Genomic DNA, 25232 nt, shown 5'->3' with positions numbered 1-25232 from the left:
TCTTTCCCTATGTCACATCGACGCCGTGCTGCTCAACTCGTGAGCGGCCGGTGTCCCGGCGCGGTAGCCGGACTGTCCGTCCGCCGCGCCCGTCATTGCTGTCATGCCTCTTTCGATGTCGTCCCGCCGGAATGGCGCGGGCCGCATCGGCCAGTGCAAAAGTTCTGCGGCAATCTGCCGGTAGTCGCGCGCAGCCGGTGTCGCCGGAAAGGCTTCGACGGCACAGCGCGCGAGTTCCAGCGCCCGCGATACGCGCGCATCCTCCGCGACGTATCCCGCCTGTGCGAGCGACACGCCGAGATACCGGCTCGCGACGCCCGACAGGTTTTCGAACGCGGTGGCCGCGTCGGTTGCGTTCTGCACGTGATTCATCAGCACGCGAAACTGCCCGATGGCGTGCGCGTAGTGCAGGCGCTTCATGCATGCATAAGCCTCGGTGATCGCCGCCGCTGCGACGCGGGTCACGATCAGGAAGTCGTGCGCCTGCGCCGCGAGCGACGACAGCGCGCCATTGCGATCGAGTTGCGTGTCGATCAGCACGATGTCGGCGGGGCCGTCGAGCAGCGCCCGGCACTGTCCCGCATCGTGGCTGATGCGTTCGTCGCGCGGCGCCGCCAGGAGCGAAAAGCCGAACGGCGTGCGCGTCACCGCGTCCTGCAGGAAGCGCCGGCCCGACATCACCGAGGCGAGCGCGCCCGTATCGTTCAATCCGAGCATCTTGCTGAGCGAGCCGGCGTTCTGGCGCTCGTCGATCACGAGGACGTCCCTGCCGTGGATCGCGAGCGCCGCGGCGAGATTCGCCACCGTCGACGTGCAGCCGATGCCGGCCGGCCCGCCCGCCACCGCGACGACGCGCGATCCCGCGTTCGTCAGAAGCCGTCTCAGACCTTCCGCCTGATCGAGCACGAACTTATCCAAAGTGAACCTCATGCAGTTCGGTGGAAGCACGCGCCGACAGCGCGGACAGCAACGCGGGCACTTCTTCGTCCTGCGGCACGAAGGGCGACCCGTCGCGCGGAATGCAGAACGCGCTCTTGATGAGGAAACGCTTGGTCGCGACGTACAGGTTCTCCGGCACCTTCTGTCCCGTCGATACGTAATGCACGGGCAGCTTGTAGCGGATCACCGTGTCGAGCACGCCGCCGAGGTTCGTGGCTTCGTCGATCTTCGTCAGGATGCAGCCCGCGAGCGGCGGCTGGTCCGGCGTGCTCCGGTACGCCTGCACGACTTCGTTGAGCGTGTCGCCGTGGCTCGTCGCGTTCAGAAGCAGGAGGCGCTGCACCGGATGACCGGCGCCGCAGAGCATCGCGATCTGGTCGGAGACCAGGCGGTCGCGCTGGCTCATGCCGATCGTGTCGATCAGCACGATATGTTTGTTGCGCAGCTCGGAGAGCGCGAGTTGCAGGTCGGCGCCGTCCTTCACCGCGTGCACCGATACGCCGAGGATCTTGCCGAAGATGCGCAGCTGTTCGTGCGCGCCGATCCGGTAGCTGTCGGTCGTCAGGAGCGCGACCTTGCTCGCGCCGAAGCGCATCACGCAACGCGCGGCGAGCTTCGCGGTGGTCGTCGTCTTGCCGACGCCCGTCGGGCCCATCAGCGCGAACACGCCGCCGCGATCCATCATCGCTTCTTCGCTGTCCATCACCGGCAGGTTCGTTTCGAGCACCTGCTGCACCCATTCCAGCGCGGCTTCGACGTGCTCCATTTCCGGCATGTTGTCGATGACCATGCGCACCAGTTGCGCCGAGAAACCGGCGGCGAACAGGCGCTTGGTCAGCGCGGCGTTGGTCGGGCTGCGGCGCTGGCGGTCGCCCCACAGCAGACCGGCGAAGTGCTCTTCCATCATCCCGCGCATCGACGAGAGTTCGTTCATCACGGTGTCGTTGACGACCTGCTCCATGCGCGCACGGATCGCTTCCGTGACGGCGGCGGCCGCGCTCTCCGGCAGGCCCGCAAAGGCGCCTTCCTGTGCCGGACGCGCATGAGGCGTCGAGCGCGATGCGTCGTCGGACGGCTCCGGCTGCGGCATCTGCACCGTGACGATCTTCTGCGCGGCGCGGCGCGCGGCGATCTGCGCGGCTTCGCGCGCCCAGTCGGGCGTGTCGATCTTCGGCGGCTGCGGCGGGCTCGGCTGATGCACGCGGGCCGCTTCCGGCGTCTTGGCCTTCTCGACGGCGGACACCGGAACCGGCGTGCCGAGTCCTTTCGCGATCGCGCTGGCGGGCGTCATGGCGCGGTTCGGCGGCGTCGGCGCGGCGGCCTGCTGGGCGACGCGCCGTGCATGCTCGATCAGCCACGGATTCGATTCGGCCATCGTGCGCGGCGCTTCGTCGAAGGCGTTGCGGCGCTTCGGCGCGAGTTCCGGCTGCGCTTCGATGTCGTCGTCTTCGTCCGTTTCGGAGTTCGCACCGAAAACCGACGAGAACACGTCACCGCTCGCATAGGGGTTCATCGCGCCGGCGCTCACGATGGCTTTCGCGGCCGCAGCGGCCATCGACGGCGCCGCGCCCTCTCCCGCGACGGGCGAAATCTTCGCCAGATCGCTGTCGGCGACGCTCACGATCTCGACGGTGCCGTCTTCCAGCGTGCGATTCGACAGGACGACCGCATCGGGGCCTAGCGCTTCACGCACGAGACGCAGTGCGTCCCGACTTGTGGCGCCGACGAATTTACGAATGTTCAAGCTTGCCCCCGATGAGGTTTGACGACTTCGATCTTTGCTGACGGCCTGCGGCGACGAAGGCCGCAACCGTTTTCCATGGAAGTCATTATTCCGAATGTCGGCGAGGGACTATCTGGCGATAAGGGGTGAGAAAGCCGGGTAATTCGGGTGATGGGGATTTTTGGCCGCACCGGCCGGGGAAGGCGCCGCGCACGTTCCGGCGCGGCTCCATCGGGATTTGCGCCTCTGGCTGGATGCGGGCCGGTCGGCGTAAGCTGTCGGGTCGGATCATCGCCCGAAACAATCACCGGAGATTTCACCGCATGGCGTCCGCAGTCGCTGCTTCTTCCTCCTCCTCCGATTCCCCGACCACCACCGGCGCCCGGCTCGTCGTCGATGCGCTCGTCACGCATGGCGTCGAGCGCGTGTTCTGCGTGCCCGGCGAGAGTTTTTTGGCCGTCCTCGATTCGCTCCACGACGAAACCGATCAGATCCAGACGATCGTCTGCCGCCACGAAGCGGGCGCGGCCAACATGGCCGAAGCGGTCGGCAAGCTGACCGGCCGGCCGGGCGTCGCGATCGTCACGCGCGGGCCGGGCGCGACGCACGCGTCGATCGGCGTGCACACCGCCTTCCAGGACTCCACGCCGATGATCCTCTTGATCGGCCAGTGCGCCCGGGAGCACATGGACCGCGAGGCGTTCCAGGAAATCGACTATCGGCGGATGTTCGGGCAGATGGCGAAGTGGGTCGCGCAGATCGACGACGCGCGCCGCGTGCCCGAATACCTGAGCCACGCGTTTCATGTCGCGACGTCCGGGCGTCCCGGTCCGGTCGTGCTCGCGCTGCCCGAGGACATGCTGAGCGAGCCGTGCCCGGCCGTCCCCGGCGCGCCGCGCTATCAGCGCGTGGCCGCGGCGCCCGCGCCCGCGCAAATGGAACGGCTTCACGCGATGCTCTCGGCGGCCGAGCGGCCGTTCGTGATCGCGGGCGGCAGCGGCTGGACCGAAGCCGCGACGCAGGATTTCGCGCGCTTCGTCGAACAATGGCAGTTGCCGGCGGGCTGCGCGTTCCGCTTCCAGGACACGCTGAACAACGAGCATCCGAACTATGCGGGCGACGTCGGGCTCGGGATCAATCCGGCGCTCGCCGCGCGCATCCGCGAGGCGGACGTGCTGCTCGTGATCGGCCCGCGCCTCGGCGAATCGACGACGGGCGGCTACACGCTCCTCGACATCCCGAAGACGAAGCAGACGCTCATCCATATCCACCAAGGCGCGGACGAACTCGGACGCGTCTACTCAGCCGACTTGCCGATCGTCTCGGGGATGCCGGAAATCGCGTCGGCGCTGGCCGCGCTCGCGCCGCCCGTGGCGCCCGTCTGGTCCGGCACGGCCGCCGCCGCTCACGATGCTTATCTCGAATGGCGCAAGCCGCGCCCCATGCTCGGCGACGTGCAACTCGGCGAGATCATGCGTCAGCTGAGCGAGCGCCTTCCCGCCGACGCCATCCTCACCAACGGCGCCGGCAATTACGCGACGTGGCTGCATCGGCATTACGCGTACCGGCATTTCCGCTCGCAGGTCGCGCCGACCAGCGGCGCGATGGGCTACGGCGTGCCGGCGGCCATCGCGGCGAAGTCGCTCTATCCTGCGCGCACGGTCATCGCGTTCGCCGGCGACGGCTGCTTCATGATGTCGAGCCACGAGATCGCCACCGCGATGCAGTACCGGTTGCCGGTGATCTTCATCGTCGTGAACAACGGGCAATACGGGACGATCCGCATGCATCAGGAGCGCCACTATCCGAACCGCATGCATGGGACCGGGCTCACGAACCCGGATTTTCCCGCCTATGCGCGATCGTTCGGCGCGCACGGCGAGCGCGTCGAAACGACCGACGCGTTCATGCCCGCGTTCGAACGCGCGGTGAATTCGGGGCTGCCAGCGGTGATCGAAATCCGCATTCCGCCGGATCAGAGCACGCCGGGCGCGACGCTCGACCAGATTCGCCAGCAAGCGCGAAAACTCGCCTGACAACCGACCCTCGTCCAGCTTTCGATTGACTTGCGAGCCATTCTCATTGGCAGTAGAGTAGCCGCTCGATAAACGACTGGACGAGGGCGGCAGATGGTCAAGATCCTGGCATTGGTGGCGGCATTGGGCGTCTCGGGCGCGGCGTTCGCGAAGGCCGACTGCACGGCCCATCCGAAGAGCGAATGGATGAAGGAGTCGGACGCGCGCGCGAAACTGGAAGCAGAGGGCTACAAGATCAAGAAGTTCAAGGTCGACGGCAACTGCTACGAGATCTACGGTCACAACAAGGACGGCAAGAAGGTCGAGATCTATTACGACGCGAAGACGCTCGCCGTCGTGAAGTCGGAAGTCGAATAGCGCCCACGATGCCCGCGACCACGCCTGCCGGCCGGATCAAAACCTGGGACCTCTGCGTGCGGCTCACGCACTGGACGGTCGCGGGCATCGTCATCTGGAATCTCTTCGGTCCGACCGACGAAGCGCATCGCGTGCTCGGCTATATCGCGGGCGGGCTCGTTGCACTTCGCATCGTGTGGGGCTTCGTCGGCACGCCGCCCGCGCGCTTCTCGGCGTGGTGGCCGACGCCTTCGCATCTCGCCGACTATCTGCGCTCGCTCGCCGCCGGCAAGCCGATCCATCATCTCTCGCACAATCCGCTCGGCGGCCTGATGGCGATCGCGCTCTGGCTCCTGATACTCGCGCTCGGCGTGACGGGCTGGCTGATGCGCCTCGACGCCTTCTGGGGCGAGGACTGGCCGCAGGACCTGCACGAATACCTGTCGATCGCGCTCGAACTGTGCGTGTATGCGCATATCGTCGCCGCGCTCGTGATGAGCGTCTGGACGCGCGAGAATCTGATCGTCGCGATGCTGACCGGTTTCAAGCGCGACCCGCACAGCAAAAAGGCCCCGTAAAAACGGGGCCTTTCGTCAACACTGAAGCGAAAACGGCTTACTTGCCGCCTACGCTTTGCAGCGTCGTCCACTTGCCGCCGACGACCTTGTACAGCGTGATGCCGCCGTTCTTCAGGTCGCCCTTCGTGTCATACGCCAGCTTCGACGTCGTCACGCCCGGCATTTCGGTCTTCGCGAGGAACGGCAGGTACTTGGCCGGATCGGTCGAGTTCGCCTTCTTCATCGCATTGAACATCGCCATTGCGCCGTCGTAGGCGTACGGCGAGTACGTCTGCACGTCTTCGTTGAAGCGCTTCTTGTACTTCGCCGTGTAATCCGCGCCGCCCGGCATCTGGTCCATCGGCAGGCCCGCAAGCGAGGCGACGGTGCCATCGGCGGCGTCGCCGGCGATCTTCACGAACGTGTCGGTCTTGACCATTTCGCCCGCCATCAGCGGCGCGCGGAAGCCGAGCGTCTTCATCTGCCTGACCATCGGCGCGGCTTGCGAATCGGCGCCGCCGTAGTAGACGAGGTCCGGGTTCGACGCCTTGATCTTGGTCAGAATCGCCTTGAAGTCGACGGCCTTGTCGTTCGTGAATTCACGCACGACGATCGTGCCGCCCGCCGCCTTCGCGGCCTTCTCGAACTGGTCGGCGAGACCCTGGCCGTAGGCCGTGCGGTCGTCGACGATCGCAATCTTCTTGACCTTCAGGTTCTTCACCGCGAACTCGCCCGCGACCGAACCCTGCTGCGTGTCCGAGGTCATCATGCGGAACGTGGTCTTGTAGCCTTGCGTCGTGTATTCGGGCGCCGTTGCCATCGCGATCTCGGGGATGCCGGCGTTCGCGTAGATGCGCGATGCGGGGATCGTCGTGCCCGAGTTGAAGTGGCCGAGCATGCCCTTGATGCCGTCGTCCACCAGCTTCTGCGCGACGGTCGTGCCCGTGCGCGGGTCAGCCTGGTCGTCGGCTGCGTTCAGCACGATGCGCACCGGCTTGCCGCCGATCACCGGCTTGGTCGCATTGAAATCTTCGACGGCGAGCGTGATGCCGTTCTCGAAGTCCTTGCCGTAGTGAGCCTGCGCGCCTGTCATCGGAGCGGCGAAACCGACCTTCACCTCTTCTGCCTGCTGTGCGACTGCGGTCCCCGCGAGCGACAGGCCGGCAACTGCCAACGCCGCTGCCAGCTTGTTCATCGTGTGCTTCATAGCTTCTCCTAGTACCAGTGTGGGTGGCAGCTTCTTGCCGGGATCGCCGTGCCCGCTGCCGTTTGTTTGAATCGAGCGCTGAGGGATCTCAACCGATCGTCATCAAATTCGCATTGCCGCCCGCGGCCGCCGTGTTCACGCTCACCGAGCGCTCCGTCAGCAGCCGTTCGAGCGCGTAGTCCTCGCCGTCGTGACCGCCGTCGGCGAACGCCCCCGCCGCGACGCCCTGCACCGACACGATCGGCCCCGCGCGTTTCGCGACATCCTTCACGAGCGACAGCAGTTCATCGCTGTCGCCTTCGAACAGCACGGCGTCGAAATCGGCCGCGGCTTCTTTCTTCACCAGTGCGTGCGCCTTGAGCGACGCCGGCAGCGACGCCGCCAGTTGCTCGCCCGCCGCGCCGGAAAAGAGCGCCTTGTTGCCGGTGGCGAGCACCGCCGCGAACTGGGCGCGCGCGCCGCTCGCCGTCGATGCCACGCACAGCACCGTGCCGCGTGCGCCGAGCGTGTAGGTGTTGCGCTCGCCGGTCGGGCCGGGCAAGACCGCCGTCGCGCCGGCCAGCACGTGCTGCAGATAACCGTCGCAGCGCGCGGCCGTTTGCGGATCGCGCTCCGCGAGCGACCAGTCGCGCAACGCGGTCAATGCGGCGGCGGGCGTATCAGCCGATGCAGCCTGATCGACGACCAGCGCCTTCGCAAGCGACTGCGGCAAGCCGGTCGGACGCTTCGCCAGCAGACGTTGCAGATACAGCGCGCCGCCCGCTTTCGGACCCGTGCCCGACAAACCTTCGCCGCCGAACGGCTGCACGCCGACCACCGCGCCGATCACGTTCCGGTTCACATAAATATTGCCGACGTGCGCCCGCGAAATCACATGCGCGATGGTTTCGTCGATCCGCGTATGGATGCCGAGCGTGAGGCCGTAACCGGTCGTCTTGATTTGGTCGAGGAGTTTATCAAGAGACGCGCGGCGATAACGCACCACATGCAGCACCGGACCGAAGACTTCGCGCTTCAGTTCGTCGATGGAATCGAGTTCGATCAAGGTCGGCGGCACGAACGTGCCCTGCGCGCAGCCTTCCGGCAGCGGCAGTTGCACGACCTTGCGGCCCTTTTCGCGCATCGCGGCGACGTGCGCGTCGATGCCGCGCTTCGCGTCGGCGTCGATCACCGGGCCGACGTCGGTCGACAGGCGATCCGGGTTGCCCACCGCGAGCTGCTTCATCGCGCCCGTCAGCATGTCGAGCGTGCGATCGGCGACATCTTCTTGCAGGCACAGCACGCGCAGCGCGGAGCAACGCTGGCCGGCGGAATCGAACGACGACTGCATCACGTCCGCAACGACCTGTTCCGCGAGCGCCGACGAATCGACGATCATCGCGTTCTGGCCGCCCGTCTCGGCGATCAGCGGAATCGGCCGGCCGTCCGGGTCGAGGCGCTCGGAGAGCGTCTTGTTGATGAGGCGCGCGACATCGGTCGAGCCGGTGAACATCACGGCGCGCGTGCGCGGGTCGGCGACCAGCGCCGCGCCGACCGTCTCACCGTCGCCAGGCAGCAGTTGCACCGCGCCCGACGGCACGCCCGCCTCGCGCAGGATGCGCACGGCTTGCGCGGCGATCAGCGGCGTCTGCTCGGCGGGTTTCGCGAGCACCGGATTGCCGGCGGCGAGCGCCGCGGCAACCTGACCCATGAAGATCGCGAGCGGGAAGTTCCACGGGCTGATGCAGACCACGGGCCCGAGCGGCCGATGCGTGTCGTTCGAGAACTCGCCGCGAATCTGCGCGGAGTAATAGCGCAGAAAATCGATGGCTTCGCGAATCTCCGACACCGCGTTCGCGAGCGACTTGCCCGCTTCGCGCACGACGAGCCCCATCAGTGTGTGCATCTGCGCTTCGAGCAAATCGGCGGCGCGCGCGAGACAGTCGGCGCGATCGTCGACGGGCGTCGCCTGCCAGATCGGCGCGGCGGCGACCGCGTGCGCGATCGCAGCGTTCACCTGCTCCGGCGATGCCTCGACGACCGTGCCGACGACGTCCCGCAGGTCGGCCGGGTTGCGCACGTCGCGCGGCGTGCCGTTGCCTTCGAGGTCGGCCAACCCATCGCCTTCGAGCATCGGCACTGCGCGCCACGGGTTGTGCCCGCTCGCGAGCAACGCCGACGAGAGCGACGCCAGCCGATGTTCGTTCGACAAATCGAAGCCCATCGAGTTGAGGCGCTCGTTGCCGTACAACTGGCGCGGCAGCGGAATCTTCGCGTGCGGCGCGCCGAGCGGCGTGAGTCGCGACGCTTCGTCGATCGGATCGACGACCAGTTCGCTGACGGGAATCGATTCATCCGCGATGCGGTTCACGAACGACGTGTTCGCGCCGTTTTCCAGCAGACGCCGCACGAGATACGCGAGCAGCGTTTCGTGCGTGCCGACCGGCGCGTAGACGCGGCACGGGCGATTCAGCTTGTCGCGGCCGGTGACTTCTTCGTAGAGCGGTTCGCCCATGCCGTGCAGGCACTGGAATTCGTACTGACCGGGATAGTAGTTCTGTCCGGCGAGGTGATAGATCGCCGAGAGCGTGTAGGCGTTGTGCGTCGCGAATTGCGGATAGACGGCATCGGGCGCGCCGAGCAGCTTCTTCGCGCACGCGACGTAGGAAATGTCCGTGTAGATCTTGCGCGTATAGACCGGATAGCCTTCGAGGCCATCGACTTGCGCGCGCTTGATTTCCGAATCCCAGTAGGCGCCCTTGACGAGCCGGATCATCAGACGATGACGGCTGCGGCGCGCGAGGTCGATCAGGTAGTCGATCACGAACGGGCAGCGCTTCTGATACGCCTGCACCACGAAGCCGATGCCGTTCCAGCCCGCCAGTTCGGGATCGAAGCACAGCGCTTCGAGCAGATCGAGCGAGATTTCGAGGCGGTCGGCTTCTTCTGCGTCGATGTTCAGGCCGATGTCATAGCGGCGCGCGAGCTGCGCGAGCGAACGCACGCGCGGCAGCAGTTCGTTCATCGTGCGTTCCTGCTGCGAGCGCGAATAGCGCGGATGCAGCGCGGAAAGCTTGATCGAAATGCCCGGGCCTTCGTAGATGCCGCGCCCGCCCGCCGCCTTGCCGATCGCGTGGATCGCCTGCTCGTAGGACGCGTAGTAGCGCAGCGCGTCTTCTTCGGTCGTCGCGGCTTCGCCGAGCATGTCGTAGGAATAGCGGAAGCCGCGCGCCTCGAACTTGCGGCTGTTCGCCAGCGCCTCCGAAATCGTCTCGCCGGTGACGAACTGCTCACCCATCAGGCGCATCGCCATGTCGACGCCCTTTCGGATCAGCGGCTCGCCGCCGCGTCCGATCAGGCGCGTCAGCGCCGACGACAGCCCCGTCTCGCTATTGGTCGTCACCAGCTTGCCGGTGATCATGAGGCCCCACGTCGCCGCGTTCACGAACAGCGACGGCGCCTGGCCCATATGCGAGCGCCAGTCGCCCTTGCTGATCTTGTCGCGGATCAGCGCGTCGCGGGTCGCGCGGTCGGGAATGCGCAGGAGCGCCTCGGCGAGGCACATCAGCGCGACGCCTTCCTGGCTCGACAGCGAAAATTCGTGGATCAGCCCTTCGACGCCGCCGCCCGTGTGCTTCGCCCGCAAGGCTTCGACGAGTTTCGTCGCGAGCGACTGGGCCTCGGTGGCGATGTTCGCCGGCAGACGCGCCTGGCCGACGAGGAACGGCACGCACTCCGGCTCCGGCCGCCGATACGCCGCCGTGATGGCCGCGCGCAGCACCGACTGCGGCTGCACGTTCTGCGCGAAATCGAGGAACGGATGCGGCGCGCCGTCTTCGTCGCTTTCGACCGGCAGCGGCTCGCCCAGCTCGGCGCCGCCGTTCGCACCCGACAGTTCGGGCGGAAGCTGGCCGTGCTCGATGCGTTCGAGATACGCGAAGATCGCCTGCTTGATCAACCAGTGGGGAGTGCGCTCGAGACGCGTCGCGGCATCTTTCAGCCGGGAACGCAGCAGATCGTCGACTTTGACGCCAAGGGTAGTGCTCGCCATATATCCTTCGTTTGGCCGAAGTGCCACCGGCCGATGACTAAAAAGTTGGCGCATCGTACTCCGCCGCAAAAAAAGGTGCAACCAACTTTTCGGGCCGGGTTGCACCCCTTTGGGGCCCTTATGCCACAAGGCTTTGCCGCAGATGGGCCCTGCTCGAAAATGGCGAAAATCGACTAGTAGTTTCCCTAGTCTCAATATTTTCGGAGTTGCCCTAATCAAACGCGCGTTCCCCGCCGATATAACTGCCATGCGCGCCGATTCGAGCCGCGCGAAACGCAGTTTCGGGGAGAAAGAAATGAGCACGTGGATGGTGATCGGCTGCATCTGGGCGATGTGCGCGTTGTGCGTCGTGCTGTTCATTCGCGGAGCCCAGCCGCACATCGCGCGCGAACGCGCCGACGCGGGCGACGCGCCCCGCTCTCCCGCCGACGAATCCCCGCGCCTGAAGGCCGACCGAAGCCGCGCCTGACGCGGTCCGCGCGTTCAGATATCGAGCGGATCGACCTCGACGGCCCAGCGCAACACGCCGCGAAGTTCGCGTAACGCCGGCTGCCAGGCGCGCAACGCGGTCTGGAGCGCCGCGCGCGACGCGCATTCCAGCAGCAGTTGCGCGCGATGCACGTTGAAGACCTTCACGATGGTGAGCGGCACGGCGTCGTAGACCGTCACGCGATCCGCGCCCGGCAGTGTGGCGAACACGGCCGCCGCCTGCGCCAGGAAGGCCAGCGCGGCCTCGAGCGTGCGGCCTTCGGCGCGCAAGAGCGCCTGATAGACGAACGGCGGCAGATGCGCGTCACGCCGTTCGGCGAGCGTCGAACGGGCAAAGCCGACGTAATCGTGGCGCCCCAGCGCGTGATACAGCGCGTGTCGCGGATAGCGCGTCTGGATCATCACCTCGCCGGGCAAGCCGGACCGCCCGGCGCGGCCGCTCACCTGCATCAGTTGCGCGAAAAGACGCTCGCTTGCGCGGAAATCGTGGGAAAAGAGCGCCGTATCGGCGTTCAGCACGCCGACCAGCGTCACGCGCTGGAAGTCGTGTCCCTTCGCGATCATCTGCGTGCCTACCAGAATATCGACTTCGCCCGCGTGGACATCCGAGAAAAGCGCCTGCGCGCTGCCCTTGCGCCGCGTGCTGTCGGCGTCGATGCGCAGCACGCGCGCGCCCGGCACCGCGCTCGCGAGCGTCTCCTCGACGCGCTGCGTGCCGCGTCCCATCGGCGCGATATCGACGTTGCCGCAGTCCGGGCACGACTTCGGAATCCGCGATTCCCAGCCGCAGTGATGGCAGCGCAGCGACCGCTCGGGCTTGTGCAGCACCACATACGCGCTGCAGCGCGGACAGCCGGCGACCCAGCCGCACGCGTCGCACGAGAGGATCGGCGCGTAGCCGCGGCGGTTGAGAAACACGAGACTTTGTTCGCCGCGTTCCAGCCGTCCTTTGAGCGCCGCGACGAGCGGCCCCGACAAACCGTCGATCGACGCCCGCCCGCGCCTGTGCTCTTCTTCCAGATCGACGAGCTTCACGGCCGGCAGCACCGCCTCGGCGACGGCGCGGCGTGTCAGCGAAAGCCGCGTGTAGCGGCCCTGCTCGGCCTGCCACCAGCTTTCGAGCGACGGCGTCGCCGAACCCAGCACGACCGGAATGCCGAGTTGCTTCGCGCGATAGATCGCGAGGTCGCGAGCGGAATAGCGCAACCCTTCCTGCTGCTTGTAAGCGGGGTCGTGCTCCTCGTCGACGACGATCAGCGAAAGTTTTGGCAACGAGGCGAGGATCGCGAGCCGCGTGCCGAGCACGATCCGCGCGCGCCCGGTGTGCGCGGCGATCCAGTTGCGCGCGCGCTCGCCTTCGGCGAGGCCGCTGTGCATCGTGACGATCGCGCCGTCCGGCAGCGCGGCGAAGCGCGTGCGGAATGCGGCTTCGAACTGCGGCGTCAGGTTGATCTCGGGGACGAGGACGAGCGCCTGCGCGTCCGGCCGTGCATGCAGCAAGCCGGCGAGCGCGTGCAGATAGACCTCGGTCTTGCCGCTGCCCGTGACGCCGTGCAGCAGGAACGGCGCGAACCGATGCGCGGCGGTGATCGCGTCGACGGCTTCCTGCTGTTCGTGCGTCAAGCGGGGGAGCAAGGCATCGTCGGTCAGGGCGGGAGGCTGGACGGCGCCGGTCGTGTCGTCGACGGTTTCCAGCGCGACCCAGCCTTTCGACTGCCAGTCGTCGAGCGTCGCGCTTGCTTTCGGATGCAGCGCGCGGGCGTCGGCGGCGGCGAGCGTCGGCTGGGCCGCGAGCGCTTCCGCCAGTCGACGCAACGCGCTCGCGCGGGCCGGAAGCGCGTCCGGCAACGCGGCGCGCCCGGCAGCCAGCAGGCGGTAGCACTCTTCCGGCGCGAAGAGACGCGCCCAGCGCGACGCATCGCGCAATGCTTGCGGCAGCGCGGGCAGCGCGACTTCGCCCAGTCCGCGCTGGTAATAGTCGGCGGCGAACGCGGCGAGCGCGCGCCATTCGTCCGCGAGCGGCGCGCAGACGTCGCAGATGGCGTCGACGGCGCGCAATTTCTCCGCCGGGACGTCGCTTCGCCCGGTGACTTCGCAGATCATCCCGACGACATCGCGACGCCCGAACGGCACGCGCACGAGCAATCCCGGCGCGGGCTCGGGCGCCAGATCGTAGCGATAGTCGAAGAGCGTCGGCAACGGATGATCGAGCGCGACGCGGACGAACACGGCACTCATGTCTCGCGCCGCCCGCACGGGCCGCCGCCAAGATACGCCGACGACAGCACAAGGCTTTGCGCCCCGTACTTAAAGTGAAACATCACAATCGGCGCTAAGTTCAGGATTATTTTTGAGAAATCGCGGCTTTCCACAGGCCTGTGGATAACTTTGTTGAGAACTTCGGTTGACAGTTCGAAAAAGAGGCATGCCGGGTGCTTTTGCATGCGTGCCCACATTTCGGGTAGACAACGGGTTAATTCTTTTGAATCAATGACTTGATCGAAGAATAGACAAACTTTATTGAGCCTTTTCCCCGATACGTCTGATGGCGCGCCGCAGCGTAAAAAATGTGCATAAGTCAAGCCTTGACATTCGGGAAATGGCTCGCGGGCGGGCTTTCAAGACCTCGAAAGTGCGTTGCAACAAACGGGCCTTGATGCGCTCGATTGCCGCGCCGCACCAAACGAACGCTCAGGCGTTATTGCGTTGCCGGATGGCGCGGCTGTGGCGATGCACTTCATCGACCAGTTCCGCGACGTGCTCCGGCGGCGTGAACTGCGAGATGCCGTGACCGAGGTTGAACACGTGCCCCGGATGGTTGCCGAAGCTGTCGAGCACGGCGCGCGCTTCAGTGCGAATCGCCGCCGGGGGCGCGAACAGCACGCTCGGATCGATATTGCCCTGCAACGCCACCCGGTCACCGACCTTTGCACGCGCCGCGCCGAGATTGACGGTCCAGTCGAGCCCGACCGCGTCGACGCCGATCGACGCGATTTCTTCCAGCCACAGCCCGCCGCCCTTCGTGAACGTGATCACCGGCACCCGCGCGCCGTCATGCTCGCGCTTGACGCCCGCCACGACCTTCCCGATGTAGTCGAGCGAAAAGCGCTGATACGCGCCGTCGGCGAGCGCGCCGCCCCAGGTATCGAAGATCATCACGGCCTGCGCGCCCGCTTCGATCTGCGCGTTCAGGTACGCGACGACCGCTTGCGCGTTGATGTCGAGGATGCGGTGCATCAGGTCCGGCCGCGCGTACGCCATCGACTTGACCGTGCGATGGTCGTCCGAGCCGCCGCCCTCGACCATGTAGCACGCGAGCGTCCACGGACTGCCCGAGAAGCCGATCAGCGGTACTTTCTGGCGGCCTTCGCCATCGGTGAGCGCGCGGCGAATCTGGCTGACCGCGTCGGTCACGTAGCGGAGCGTTGCGTCGATGTCCGGCACCGCGAGCCTCGCGACGTCGGCTTCCGTGCGCACCGTGCGCTCGAAACGCGGACCTTCGCCCTGCACGAAATTCAGGCCGAGCCCCATCGCGTCGGGAATCGTCAGGATGTCGGAGAAGAGGATGGCGGCGTCGAGCGGAAAACGTTCGAGCGGCTGGAGCGTGACTTCGGTCGCGTAATCGGGATTTTTCGCGAGCCCCAGGAAGCTCCCGGCGCGCGCGCGCGTGGCGTTGTACTCCGGCAGATAACGGCCCGCCTGACGCATCAGCCAGATCGGCGTGTAGTCGGTCGGCTGGCGCAACAGCGCGCGCAGGAAAGTATCGTTGAGAAGGGTATGGGCCACGTCGCTCGGTGCTGGAAGGCAAAGAGCCATTCTACCGGAGCGGCCTCGCCTTTTTGCGATGGCAGACGGTGCGGACTCGTGCGGCGGTGGCGCGATCGGGGATCGCGTGCCTTGTTCAAGTGCCGCATCCGTCGCTATGATCGACGGCCATATCAACCCACAAGAAAACCAATGAAAAACCTCCTCGTTCATCTTGCAGCGGTCGCGGCGGTCTCGCTCTCCGGCAGCGCGCTCGCGCAAACGGTTCAGGCCGGAACCGTCTCGGGACGGCCCGCAGCCAGCGCGACGCCCGCGGTCGCGGCGCCGGCGCCCTCGCGTCTTGACGACGTCCTCGCCCGCCGCACACTGCGCGTCTGCACGACCGGCGACTACAAGCCGTACAGCTTCCTGAAACCGGACGGCCAGTTCGAAGGCATCGACATCGATCTCGCCGAGAGTCTCGCGAAATCGCTCGGCGTGAAGGCGGAGTACGTGAAGACGTCGTGGTCGAACCTGATGAACGACTTCGTCGCGAAATGCGACATCGCGGTCGGCGGCGTTTCGACGACGCTCGAGCGCCAGAAGCGCGCGTTCTTCACGCAGCCGTACATGGTCGACGGCAAGACGCCGATCGTGCGGTGCGACGACGTCGAAAAATATCAGACCGTCGAGCAGATCGATCAGCCGACCGTGCGCACGATCGTCAACCCGGGTGGCACCAACGAGCGCTTCGCGAAGCAATTCTTCACGCACTCGCAGTTGATCGAGTATCCGGACAACGTGACGATCTTCAAGCAGATCCTCGACGGTCACGCCGACGTGATGGTCACCGACGCCTCGGAAACGCTGCTGCAGCAGAAGCTCAACCCGGGACTGTGCTCCGTGCATCCGGACAAGCCGTTCCAGTTCGGCGAAAAGGCGTATCTTGTGCCGCGCGGCGACGTGCCGTTCCAGCAGTACGTCGATCAGTGGCTGCACCTCGCCCGCTCGACCGGCGAGTTTCAGTCGGTCGTCGACAAGTGGCTGAAGTGACGCGCTAGCGCAGCATCTCGCCGATGCGCGCCGCGACGCGCTTCATATGCGCCGCCGCCACGGGCGAATGCGACTGGATGCGCCCGAAACCGTGCGTCATGTCGGCGGCGTCGATCAGTTCAACGCGCCCGCCGCTGGTTTGCAGAAAGCGCGAGAGTTCGAAGGCGTCGTCGTAGAGCGGATCGTGCGCGGCGGCGACGATCAGCGCCGGCGACGGCGCGCGTTCGAACGGCTCGGCGAGCGGGAACGCGCGGACGTCGTCGGCGACCGGCGCCGCGCCGGACAGGAATTGCGCCCAGTACCATTTCATTTCGTCGTTGGTCAGCCCCGGGCCGTTCGCATTCGCGATACAACTCGCGCTCTCGAACTGGCGGCGCATCGCCGGATAAAGCAGCAACTGCGCGCCGACCAGCCCGGCGACGCGCTCATTGGCGCCGCGCGCCGCGACGACGGCGAGATGCGCACCTGCGCTGTCGCCGCCGACGGCCAGCCGGTCGGTGACGAAACCGAGCCGCGAGCGATGTTCCGCGAGCCAGAGCAGCGCATCGAGCGCGTCGTCGCACGGCGCGGGGAACGGATGCTCCGGCGCAAGCCGATAGTCGACGCTGGCGACGGCGCAATTCGCGTCGATGGCGAGGCGGGCGACGAACTCGTCATGCGTATCGAGATCGCCGACGACCCAGCCGCCACCGTGAAAGTACACGAGCAGCGGCAGCGCGCCACTCGCCGCCGCCGGTCGATAGAAGCGGGCCGGAAGTTCGCGCCCCTCGAGCGGCAGCACGGTGTCCGTCACGGCGATTTCCCCGGGACGCGGGCGTGCGAAGGTGCGGGCGACATCGCTGAAGCGCTGGCGCACAGCCTGCGCATCGGCGTCGTAGAGAAGCGGCGGGAAGGTTTCCGCAACCGCGCGGTAGTAGCCGAGGAGGTCTGCGTCGATGGTCAATTGTTGTCTCCGTGTTTTCGCGTGGCCGGCCGGTTTATTCCTTGCCTGCCAAAAATGCGTTTCGATTTCATTAGACCGGACGTTCGATTCTCGCGGACTTTTAGAGTTTTTGCACTAGTCTGAAAAATAGCAATCGGACCATAACGCCAATTCGCGGGGCGGCAAACTCCAATGGTCGAACAATTTATATTCGAATTTGCCAGAAAAAGCGCTTAGATATTTCCGCTGTGCCTTATGCGACGCGGGTTACAACCTGAAACACTTTGTTACGGCGACTTCAGATCAATTCGCCCACAATCTCTTCAAACGGTTTCAACACGGATGTGTTGGGTGCGGTGTGTAAGGAAAGACCACGCGCCTGATAGTCGGCAATCGCCGAAACCCTCGACTGGGACATCTTTGCTGGGGTCGTTCTTCGGTACACAAGCGGTATCGAAATCGTTCCCACCTTTGGTCTCCTCGCGCTAACCCCGTAGCGTGTGGTTTTTAGCGGGCTCCAGGCCCGCTTTTTTTTCGTCCGGACAAACGTTTGCGCGATTCCTGAAACGAATCGCGCGTTTGTTGCGTCTGTCGATGTCGATGGGAAAACGCGACGCATTCTCCGTCGATTCAAGCCGTTTTTGTCTCCGCCACCTTCAGTTCTTCGATCATCCGCGCGCGCATGACGAATTTTTGCGCCTTGCCGGTCACGGTCATCGGCAACTCGTCGACGAAGCGGATATAACGCGGGATCTTGTAATGCGCGATCTGCCCTTGGCAGAATTCGCGAATGTCCTGCTCGGTCGCGTGCTCGCCCGGCCGCACGACGATCCACGCGCACACTTCCTCTCCGTATTTCTGGTCGGGCACGCCGAACACCTGGACCGACTGCACCTTCGGATGCCGGAACAGAAACTCTTCGATTTCGCGCGGATAGACGTTTTCGCCGCCGCGAATCAGCATGTCCTTCAGCCGGCCGACGATGTTGCAATAGCCTTCGGCGTCGATCGTCGCGAGATCGCCGGTGTGCATCCAGCCATCGACGATCGATTCGCGCGTCTTTTCCTCTTCGCCCCAATAGCCCTTCATCACCGAATAGCCGCGCGTGCACAGTTCGCCCGTTTCGCCGACCGGCACGATGTCACCCGTCGGATCGATCACCTTCACTTCGAGGTGCGGCTGGATGCGTCCGACCGTCGTCGTGCGCTTGTCGAGCGGATCGGTCGTCGAACTCTGGAATGACACCGGGCTCGTTTCCGTCATGCCGTAGGCGATCGTGATCTCGCGCAGGTTCATCGTCGACACGACGCGCTTCATCGTCTCGATCGGGCACGGCGAGCCGGCCATGATGCCCGTGCGCAGGCGGCTGAGGTCGTAGTTCGCGAAGTCGGGATGATCAAGCTCGGCGATGAACATCGTCGGCACGCCGTGCAGCGCCGTGCAGCGCTCCTCGTGGACGGCGGCGAGCGTCGCGGCGGGATCGAAGGCTTCGCCGGGGAAAACCATCGCGCAGCCCGTCGAGACGCACGCGAGCACCGCCAGCACCATGCCGAAGCAGTGATAAAGCGGCACCGGAATGCAAAGCGAATCGTTCTCGGAGAGGCGCATCGCCATCGCGATATAGCGCGCGTTGTTCACAACGTTGTGGTGCGTGAGTGTCGCGCCCTTCGGATTGCCGGTCGTGCCGCTCGTGAACTGGATGTTGATCGGCTCTTGAGCGTTGAGCGTCGCTTCGAGTGCGCCGAGCTTCGGCGTATCGAGTTGCTCGCGGCCGCGCGCCATGACATCGCCGAAATTGAGCATGCCGGCCGTTTTCGCCTCGCCCATGCGGATCACCGTGCGCAACGTCGGCAGCTTCGCGGCGCGCAGCGCGTTCGGCTCGGCGTTGGCGAGTTCGGGCGCGAGCGTTTGCAGCATGTCCAGATACTTCGACGTCTTGAACTGCTCGGCCGCGATCAGCGCGCGACAGCCGACCTTGTTGAGCGCGTATTCGAGTTCGGCGAGCCGATAAGCCGGGTTGATGTTCACCAGCACCGCGCCGATCCGCGCCGTCGCGAACTGCGTCAGCAGCCATTCAGCGCGATTCGGCGACCAGATTCCCACTCGATCGCCCTTTTCGATCCCGAGCGCAATGAGCCCGCATGCGAGGATGTCGACTTCGTCGGCGAACTGCCGCCAGGTCCAGCGGATGTTCTGCTCGCGAAACGTGACGGCCGGCCGGTCGGGAAATCGCGCGACCGTGTCGAGGAGAAAGCGCGACACGGTCGCGTCGGAGAGGGGAATGTCGGTCGAGCCGCGGACGTAGGAAAGGCCGTCGCGCGGTTCGATTTGCGCGCCGGCTTGCGTCGGTTGATTTGCCATCGATGTCTCCGCTTTGGAATCCGCTGCCCCAGCGTTGCAGGCGTTTTGGAAGACCATTTTGCATGGCAAAAGGAATGGCGGGCATTGAGTGTTACCCGCAACGCATCTTGTCACCGCCGCGCACAAACGGCGTCGAATCAGCGTGTACGCGCGAAACGTGAGCCGCCGCACAATCGATATGCAGAAATGCGCGAGCGTGTCGGGCGTGTATCGGCGCGCCAAAAACGAAAAAGCAGCCCGAAGGCTGCTCTTTCGATCACGCGATGAAACCGCGCTCAATGCTGCGCGCGAAGCTTCCGCAGACGCTGAATGGCCGCGAGCTGAGCCGTCGCATACGCCAGTTCCGCTTGCGCGGTTGCGTACTCAAGGTTCGAGCCCGTGTTTTGCAGCGCTTCTTCGGCACGCTTCTTCGCCTGCTCGGCTTTCGCTTCGTCGAGGTCGGCGCCGCGGATCGCCGTATCGGCGAGCACGGTCACGACGCCCGGCTGGATTTCGAGAATCCCGCCTGCGACGAACACGAATTCTTCCGAGCCGTCTTCCGCCTCGATGCGCACCGCGCCCGGACGAATACGCGTGATGAGCGGCGTGTGGCCCGGCAGAATGCCGAGTTCACCCGCTTCGCCCGGCAGCGCGACGAACTTCGCCTGACCCGAGAAGATCTGCTCTTCCGCGCTGACGACGTCTACTTTGATGGTTGCCATGGTGTCGATTCCTGGTTGAGCGTAATGCGTTTGGCGCGGCTTCTACCTTGATCGCCGCAGAATCCGCGCCACGTTGCCTGCACTCAAGCCTTTACTGGATCTTCTTGGCCTTTTCGAAGGCTTCGTCGATCGTGCCGACCATGTAGAACGCCTGCTCCGGCAGATGATCGCACTCGCCTTCGACGATCATCTTGAAGCCGCGGATGGTTTCCTTCAGCGGCACGTACTTGCCCGGCGAACCCGTGAACACTTCCGCGACGTGGAACGGCTGCGACAGGAAACGCTGGATCTTCCGCGCGCGCGCGACCGACAACTTGTCTTCCGGGGACAGTTCGTCCATGCCCAGAATCGCGATGATGTCGCGCAGTTCCTTGTAGCGCTGCAGCGTCTGCTGCACGCCGCGCGTGATCGTGTAGTGCTCTTCGCCGATCACGTTCGGGTCGATCTGACGCGAGGTCGAATCGAGCGGGTCCACGGCCGGGTAGATACCCAGCGACGCGATGTCACGCGAGAGCACGACGGTTGCGTCAAGGTGGCCGAAGGTCGTAGCCGGCGACGGGTCGGTCAAGTCGTCCGCAGGGACGTACACGGCCTGAACCGAGGTAATCGAGCCCGTCTTCGTCGACGTGATGCGCTCTTGCAGCTTGCCCATTTCTTCAGCCAGCGTCGGCTGATAGCCCACTGCCGACGGCATACGGCCGAGCAGCGCCGACACTTCCGTGCCTGCCAGCGTGAAACGGTAGATGTTGTCGACGAAGAACAGCACGTCGAGGCCTTCGTCGCGGAAGTGCTCGGCCATCGTCAGGCCGGTCAGCGCCACGCGCAGACGGTTGCCCGGCGGCTCGTTCATCTGGCCGTACACGAGCGCCACTTTGTCGAGAACGTTCGAGTCCTTCATTTCATGATAGAAGTCGTTCCCTTCGCGGGTACGCTCGCCAACACCCGCGAACACGGAATAACCGCCGTGCTCCTTCGCGATGTTGTTGATCAGTTCCATCATGTTCACGGTCTTGCCCACGCCGGCGCCGCCGAACAGGCCAACCTTGCCGCCCTTTGCAAACGGGCAGATCAGGTCGATCACCTTGATGCCGGTTTCCAGCAGTTCCGTCGACGGCGACAGCTCGTCGAACTTCGGAGCCTTCTGGTGAATGCCGCGCGTCACGTCCGAGTTGATCGGACCGGCTTCGTCGATCGGACGGCCGAGCACGTCCATGATCCGGCCGAGCGTCGGCTTGCCGACCGGCACGCTGATCGGCTTGCCCGTGTTCTTCACGATCGTGCCGCGACGCAGCCCGTCCGAAGCGCCCAGACAAATCGTGCGGACCACGCCGTCGCCCAGCTGCTGCTGGACTTCCAGCGTCAGTTCCGAGCCTTCCAAAACGAGCGCGTCGTAAATCTTCGGCATGTCCGAACGCGGGAATTCCACGTCGATCACGGCGCCGATGCACTGTACGATCTTGCCTTCTACCAAAGCAGTAGTACTCATCGCATTTCCTTTAGATACTGTTTGATTCAGCTCACGCGGTCATCAGACCGCAGCGGCGCCGCCGACGATTTCCGAGAGTTCCTTCGTAATCGCGGCCTGCCGGCTCTTGTTGTAGACGAGCTGCAATTCGCCGATCACGGTCTTCGCATTGTCCGACGCGGCCTTCATCGCGACCATCCGGGCCGATTGCTCCGACGCCATGTTCTCCGCGACCGCCTGATAGACGAGCGCTTCGACATAACGCACGAGCAGTTCATCAACAACGGTCTGCGCATCCGGCTCGTAGATGTAGTCCCACGACGTTTTCGGCGTGACGGACCCTTCTTCGTCGTCGCGGCGCTTGAAGTCTTCCGCCGACAGCGGCAGCAGTTGCTCGATCACCGCTTCCTGCTTCATCGTGTTGACGAAGCGCGTGTACGCCAGGTACACCGCGTTGATCTTGCCTTCCGAGTACAGGTCGAGCTGCACCTTCACCGCGCCGATCAGCTTTTCCAGATGCGGCGTGTCGCCGAGATGCGTGACTTGCGACACGACCTTCGCGCGCAGGCGATTGAGAAAGCCGAGACCCTTGCTGCCGATCGCCGATGCTTCGATCGACGTGCCCTGCTGCTCCAGTTCCTTGAACTTCTGAACCGATGCACGCAGGATGTTCGTGTTCATGCCGCCACACAGGCCCTTGTCGGTCGTGACGAGGATGATGCCGGCCACTTTCGCGCCTTCGTTCTTCACCATGAACGGATGACGGTACTCGGGCGTGGCTGCACTCATGTGCGCCGCGATGTCACGAACCTTGACGGCGTACGGACGAGCGGCGCGCATGCGTTCTTGCGCGCGGCGCATCTTCGATGCGGCCACCATCTCCATCGCCTTCGTGATCTTGCGCGTGTTCTGCACGCTCTTGATCTTGCCGCGAATTTCCTTCATTCCAGCCATTGCTTACTCCTTGATCAGAGTGGCGCGGGGTGCTTCATCCTGCCTTGCGGCCCGAAGCGGCCCGCGCCGCTCCAAAGTCCCGATCAATGTTGAGATCAGTAAGCGCCCGACTTCTTGAAGTCCTTCAGCGCGGCATGCAGTGCGCCGTCGTCGTCCTTCGACAAGTCTTTGTTGTCTTCGATGCGCTTGATCATGTCGGCGTGGCTCGTCTTCAGGTATTCGCGCAGACCCTTTTCGAACGGCAGCACCTGGCTGACTTCGAGGTCGTCGAGATAACCGTTGTTCGCCGCGAACAGCGCGACAGCCAGTTCCCACACTTGCAGCGGCTGATACTGCGGCTGCTTGAGCAGTTCCGTCACGCGGCGGCCGCGTTCGAGCTGCTTGCGGGTGGCTTCGTCGAGGTCCGATGCGAACTGCGCGAACGCCGCGAGTTCACGATACTGCGCGAGGTCGGTACGGATACCGCCCGACAGCTTCTTCACGACCTTGGTCTGCGCTGCACCGCCGACTCGCGACACCGAGACGCCCGCGTTGATCGCAGGGCGGATACCGGCGTTGAACAGGTCGGTTTCCAGGAAGATCTGGCCGTCAGTGATCGAGATCACGTTCGTCGGAACGAACGCGGTCACGTCGCCGGCTTGCGTTTCGATGACGGGCAGTGCCGTCAGCGAGCCGCTCTTGCCCTTCACTTCGCCGTTGGTGAACTTCTCGACGTAGTCTTCCGACACGCGAGCCGCACGTTCGAGGAGACGCGAGTGCAGATAGAACACGTCGCCCGGATACGCTTCACGGCCCGGCGGGCGGCGCAGCAAGAGCGAAATCTGGCGATACGCCCACGCTTGCTTGGTCAAGTCGTCATAGACGATCAGCGCGTCCTGGCCACGATCGCGGAAGTACTCGCCCATCGTGCAGCCGGCGTACGGCGCGAGATATTGCATCGCAGCCGATTCCGAAGCCGAAGCCGCGACGACGATCGTGTATTCCATCGCGCCGGTTTCTTCGAGCTTGCGCACCACGTTCATGATCGACGAAGCCTTCTGGCCGATCGCGACGTAGATACAGAGGAGGTTCTTGCCTTTCTGGTTGATGATCGCGTCGATCGCGACGGCGGTCTTGCCGCACTGGCGGTCGCCGATGATCAGTTCGCGCTGGCCGCGGCCGACGGGAACCATCGCGTCGATCGACTTCAGGCCGGTCTGGACCGGCTCCGACACCGACTTACGCCAGATCACGCCCGGTGCAATCTTTTCGACTGCGTCGGTCATCTTCGCGTTGACCGGACCCTTGCCGTCGATCGGGTTGCCGAGTGCATCGACCACGCGGCCGAGCAGTTCCGGACCCACCGGCACTTCGAGAATGCGGCCCGTCGTCTTGACGATGTCGCCTTCCGAAATGTGTTCGTATTCACCCAGAATCACGGCGCCGACCGAGTCGCGCTCGAGGTTCAGCGCGAGGCCGAACGTGTTGCCCGGGAATTCGAGCATTTCGCCCTGCATCACGTCCGACAGGCCGTGGATGCGCACGATACCGTCGGTCACGGAGATCACCGTGCCCTGGTTGCGAACGTCCGCGCTCGCTTCAAGGCCCTGGATCCGGCTCTTGATCAGCTCACTGATCTCAGAGGGATTGAGTTGCATTATTCGCTCCTGATAGTCAATTCTGTTGCGTGCCAGCTTCGGCGCGTCAGGCGGTCAGAGCCGTCTGCATGCTGGCGAGGCGCGCGCGGACCGAGGTATCGAGCACTTCGTCGCCAACCGTCACGCGCACGCCGCCGATCAGCGACGGGTCGATTTCGACGGTGGCTTTCAGCTTGCGTTGGAACTTGCGTTCGAGACTTGCGACGAGGTCGTTCAACTGTTCGCCTTCGAGCGGGAACGCGCTCACGATCAACGCGTCGGCCGCGCCTTCGCGGGCGTTCTTCAACTCGTCGAACTGCACGGCGACTTCGGGCATCAGCGGCAGGCGATGGTTATCGACCAGCATATGCACGAAGTTCTTCGCCTGGGCGTTGTCCTGCGCGAACGGCGACTTCACCGCGGAAAGCAGCAGGTCGCTGACCTGTTCGCGGCTGACCTTCGGGTTCGTGGCGACCGACAGCACTTCCGGCAGACGCGCAACCTGTGCCAGCTCCTCGACGAAGTTGGACCAGGCCGCGAGATCACCGGCTTCGGCCACGCGAAACAGCGCTTCTGCGTAAGGACGGGCGATGGTTGCAAGTTCGGCCATGATCAGAGCTCGGTTTTGAGTTGATTCAGCAGATCGGCATGCGCCTTCTGGTCGACTTCGCGCTTCAGGATTTGCTCGGCGCCCTTCACGGCCAAAGCCGCGACTTCGGCGCGCAGTGTTTCGCGTGCCTTCACGACTTGCTGGTCCGCGTCGGCCTTCGCCTGCGCAACGATGCGCGCGGCTTCGGCTTGTGCGTTGGCCTTGATTTCATCGGCGACGGCGACCGCGCGCTTTTCAGCTTCGGCGATACGCTGCTGGCCGTCGTTACGGGCTTGCGCGAGTTCCTGGTCGACGCGCTTGTGCGCGGCTTCGAGTTCCGTCTTGCCCTTTTCGGCGGCGGCGAGGCCGTCGGCGATCTTCTTCGAGCGCTCATCGAGGGCGTTGATCAACGGCGGCCACACGAACTTCATCGTGAACCACGCGAGGATCAGAAACACGACCATTTGCGCAAACAGGGTTGCGTTGAGATTCACGGTGTTTCCTTAAACG

At 64.8% G+C, this 25232-nt stretch carries 20 protein-coding genes; 5 read left to right on the top strand and 15 right to left on the bottom strand.

Annotation, left to right across the window (positions count from 1 at the left end; genetic code table 11):
- Positions 1-12 precede the first annotated feature (12 nt).
- On the bottom strand, positions 13-918 hold the full coding sequence (locus AWB66_RS19505) for a MinD/ParA family ATP-binding protein (RefSeq protein WP_087631813.1): 906 nt from the start codon (positions 916-918) through the stop codon (positions 13-15).
- The gene (gene flhF, locus AWB66_RS19500; protein WP_087631812.1) at positions 911-2683 is read right to left on the bottom strand and encodes a flagellar biosynthesis GTPase FlhF; all 1773 of its coding nucleotides are present in this window, start codon (positions 2681-2683) and stop codon (positions 911-913) included. Before flhF ends, AWB66_RS19505 begins: the two co-directional genes overlap by 8 nt.
- A gap of 302 nt (positions 2684-2985) precedes the next feature.
- Here flhF and AWB66_RS19495 point away from each other — a divergent pair, with 302 nt between their 5' ends.
- The 3 genes from AWB66_RS19495 to AWB66_RS19485 all read left to right on the top strand — a co-directional run bounded on the left by AWB66_RS19495 (position 2986) and on the right by AWB66_RS19485 (position 5612).
- Positions 2986-4698 carry a thiamine pyrophosphate-binding protein gene (locus tag AWB66_RS19495; RefSeq protein WP_087631811.1) on the top strand — a complete coding sequence of 571 codons (1713 nt, stop codon included), beginning with the start codon at positions 2986-2988 and terminating at the stop codon, positions 4696-4698.
- 93 nt (positions 4699-4791) lie between these two features.
- On the top strand, positions 4792-5055 hold the full coding sequence (locus AWB66_RS19490) for a PepSY domain-containing protein (protein ID WP_087631810.1): 264 nt from the start codon (positions 4792-4794) through the stop codon (positions 5053-5055).
- A gap of 8 nt (positions 5056-5063) precedes the next feature.
- Positions 5064-5612, top strand: coding sequence for a cytochrome b/b6 domain-containing protein (locus AWB66_RS19485; RefSeq protein ID WP_087631809.1), 549 nt, complete (start codon positions 5064-5066; stop codon positions 5610-5612).
- 37 nt (positions 5613-5649) lie between these two features.
- Here AWB66_RS19485 and AWB66_RS19480 read toward each other — a convergent pair whose 3' ends face one another.
- Entirely contained in the window at positions 5650-6798 is a 1149-nt protein-coding gene (locus AWB66_RS19480) for a branched-chain amino acid ABC transporter substrate-binding protein (RefSeq protein WP_087631808.1), read from the bottom strand.
- 88 nt (positions 6799-6886) lie between these two features.
- Positions 6887-10828 carry a trifunctional transcriptional regulator/proline dehydrogenase/L-glutamate gamma-semialdehyde dehydrogenase gene (putA, locus tag AWB66_RS19475; protein WP_087631807.1) on the bottom strand — a complete coding sequence of 1314 codons (3942 nt, stop codon included), beginning with the start codon at positions 10826-10828 and terminating at the stop codon, positions 6887-6889.
- Positions 10829-11123: 295 nt separating this feature from the next.
- Between putA and AWB66_RS33710 the strand changes: the two genes are divergently transcribed.
- Complete coding sequence (locus tag AWB66_RS33710; RefSeq protein WP_159462919.1) at positions 11124-11297, top strand: hypothetical protein; 174 nt, start codon at positions 11124-11126, stop codon at positions 11295-11297.
- Between the two features lie 14 nt (positions 11298-11311).
- Here the strand turns inward: AWB66_RS33710 and AWB66_RS19465 are convergent, their stop codons facing one another.
- The 3 genes from AWB66_RS19465 to hemE all read right to left on the bottom strand — a co-directional run bounded on the left by AWB66_RS19465 (position 11312) and on the right by hemE (position 15103).
- On the bottom strand, positions 11312-13555 hold the full coding sequence (locus AWB66_RS19465; protein ID WP_087631805.1) for a primosomal protein N': 2244 nt from the start codon (positions 13553-13555) through the stop codon (positions 11312-11314).
- Complete coding sequence (locus tag AWB66_RS33000) at positions 13552-13899, bottom strand: hypothetical protein (RefSeq protein ID WP_125469751.1); 348 nt, start codon at positions 13897-13899, stop codon at positions 13552-13554. The genes AWB66_RS19465 and AWB66_RS33000 overlap by 4 nt, the downstream gene beginning before the upstream one ends.
- Before the next feature lie 109 nt (positions 13900-14008).
- Positions 14009-15103 (bottom strand): uroporphyrinogen decarboxylase, encoded by a 1095-nt coding sequence (gene hemE, locus AWB66_RS19455; protein ID WP_327354906.1) that lies wholly within the window; start codon positions 15101-15103, stop codon positions 14009-14011.
- A 171-nt stretch (positions 15104-15274) separates the two neighbouring features.
- Here hemE and AWB66_RS19450 point away from each other — a divergent pair, with 171 nt between their 5' ends.
- A complete protein-coding gene (locus AWB66_RS19450; protein ID WP_087631802.1) occupies positions 15275-16114 on the top strand; it encodes a transporter substrate-binding domain-containing protein in 840 nt (279 codons plus the stop codon).
- A 4-nt stretch (positions 16115-16118) separates the two neighbouring features.
- Here AWB66_RS19450 and AWB66_RS19445 read toward each other — a convergent pair whose 3' ends face one another.
- The 8 genes from AWB66_RS19445 to AWB66_RS19410 form a co-directional block, all read right to left on the bottom strand.
- Positions 16119-17057: an alpha/beta hydrolase gene (locus tag AWB66_RS19445; protein ID WP_087631801.1), complete on the bottom strand. Its 939-nt coding sequence runs from the start codon at positions 17055-17057 to the stop codon at positions 16119-16121.
- Positions 17058-17666: 609 nt separating this feature from the next.
- Positions 17667-19397, bottom strand: a complete 1731-nt coding sequence (locus AWB66_RS19440; protein WP_087631800.1) for an AMP-binding protein — start codon at positions 19395-19397, stop codon at positions 17667-17669.
- A 275-nt stretch (positions 19398-19672) separates the two neighbouring features.
- Positions 19673-20098: a F0F1 ATP synthase subunit epsilon gene (locus AWB66_RS19435; protein ID WP_035937233.1), complete on the bottom strand. Its 426-nt coding sequence runs from the start codon at positions 20096-20098 to the stop codon at positions 19673-19675.
- A gap of 91 nt (positions 20099-20189) precedes the next feature.
- Positions 20190-21584, bottom strand: a complete 1395-nt coding sequence (atpD, locus tag AWB66_RS19430; RefSeq protein ID WP_087631799.1) for a F0F1 ATP synthase subunit beta — start codon at positions 21582-21584, stop codon at positions 20190-20192.
- 42 nt (positions 21585-21626) lie between these two features.
- A complete protein-coding gene (gene atpG, locus AWB66_RS19425) occupies positions 21627-22517 on the bottom strand; it encodes a F0F1 ATP synthase subunit gamma (RefSeq protein ID WP_087631798.1) in 891 nt (296 codons plus the stop codon).
- Between the two features lie 95 nt (positions 22518-22612).
- Complete coding sequence (gene atpA / locus AWB66_RS19420; RefSeq protein WP_087631797.1) at positions 22613-24154, bottom strand: F0F1 ATP synthase subunit alpha; 1542 nt, start codon at positions 24152-24154, stop codon at positions 22613-22615.
- Positions 24155-24200: 46 nt separating this feature from the next.
- On the bottom strand, positions 24201-24743 hold the full coding sequence (locus AWB66_RS19415; RefSeq protein WP_087631796.1) for a F0F1 ATP synthase subunit delta: 543 nt from the start codon (positions 24741-24743) through the stop codon (positions 24201-24203).
- Positions 24744-24745: 2 nt separating this feature from the next.
- Positions 24746-25216 (bottom strand): F0F1 ATP synthase subunit B, encoded by a 471-nt coding sequence (locus AWB66_RS19410; RefSeq protein WP_087631795.1) that lies wholly within the window; start codon positions 25214-25216, stop codon positions 24746-24748.
- Between the last annotated feature and the right edge of the window lie 16 nt (positions 25217-25232).

The organism is Caballeronia telluris, from assembly GCF_001544495.1.
GTDB lineage: Bacteria > Pseudomonadota > Gammaproteobacteria > Burkholderiales > Burkholderiaceae > Caballeronia > Caballeronia telluris.
Note: the sequence above shows the minus strand (reverse complement) of the source record. Positions and strands in the feature narration are given on the sequence as shown.

Coding starts and splice junctions, on each gene's coding strand:
- AWB66_RS19495 (WP_087631811.1), top strand. CDS start 2,986: ATGGCGTCCGCAGTCGCTGCTTCTTCCTCCTCCTCCGATTCCCCGACC.
- AWB66_RS19490 (WP_087631810.1), top strand. CDS start 4,792: ATGGTCAAGATCCTGGCATTGGTGGCGGCATTGGGCGTCTCGGGCGCG.
- AWB66_RS19485 (WP_087631809.1), top strand. CDS start 5,064: ATGCCCGCGACCACGCCTGCCGGCCGGATCAAAACCTGGGACCTCTGC.
- AWB66_RS19480 (WP_087631808.1), bottom strand. CDS start 6,798: ATGAAGCACACGATGAACAAGCTGGCAGCGGCGTTGGCAGTTGCCGGC.
- putA (WP_087631807.1), bottom strand. CDS start 10,828: ATGGCGAGCACTACCCTTGGCGTCAAAGTCGACGATCTGCTGCGTTCC.
- AWB66_RS33710 (WP_159462919.1), top strand. CDS start 11,124: ATGAGCACGTGGATGGTGATCGGCTGCATCTGGGCGATGTGCGCGTTG.
- AWB66_RS19465 (WP_087631805.1), bottom strand. CDS start 13,555: ATGAGTGCCGTGTTCGTCCGCGTCGCGCTCGATCATCCGTTGCCGACG.
- AWB66_RS19450 (WP_087631802.1), top strand. CDS start 15,275: ATGAAAAACCTCCTCGTTCATCTTGCAGCGGTCGCGGCGGTCTCGCTC.
- AWB66_RS19440 (WP_087631800.1), bottom strand. CDS start 19,397: ATGGCAAATCAACCGACGCAAGCCGGCGCGCAAATCGAACCGCGCGAC.
- AWB66_RS19435 (WP_035937233.1), bottom strand. CDS start 20,098: ATGGCAACCATCAAAGTAGACGTCGTCAGCGCGGAAGAGCAGATCTTC.
- atpD (WP_087631799.1), bottom strand. CDS start 21,584: ATGAGTACTACTGCTTTGGTAGAAGGCAAGATCGTACAGTGCATCGGC.
- atpG (WP_087631798.1), bottom strand. CDS start 22,517: ATGGCTGGAATGAAGGAAATTCGCGGCAAGATCAAGAGCGTGCAGAAC.
- atpA (WP_087631797.1), bottom strand. CDS start 24,154: ATGCAACTCAATCCCTCTGAGATCAGTGAGCTGATCAAGAGCCGGATC.
- AWB66_RS19415 (WP_087631796.1), bottom strand. CDS start 24,743: ATGGCCGAACTTGCAACCATCGCCCGTCCTTACGCAGAAGCGCTGTTT.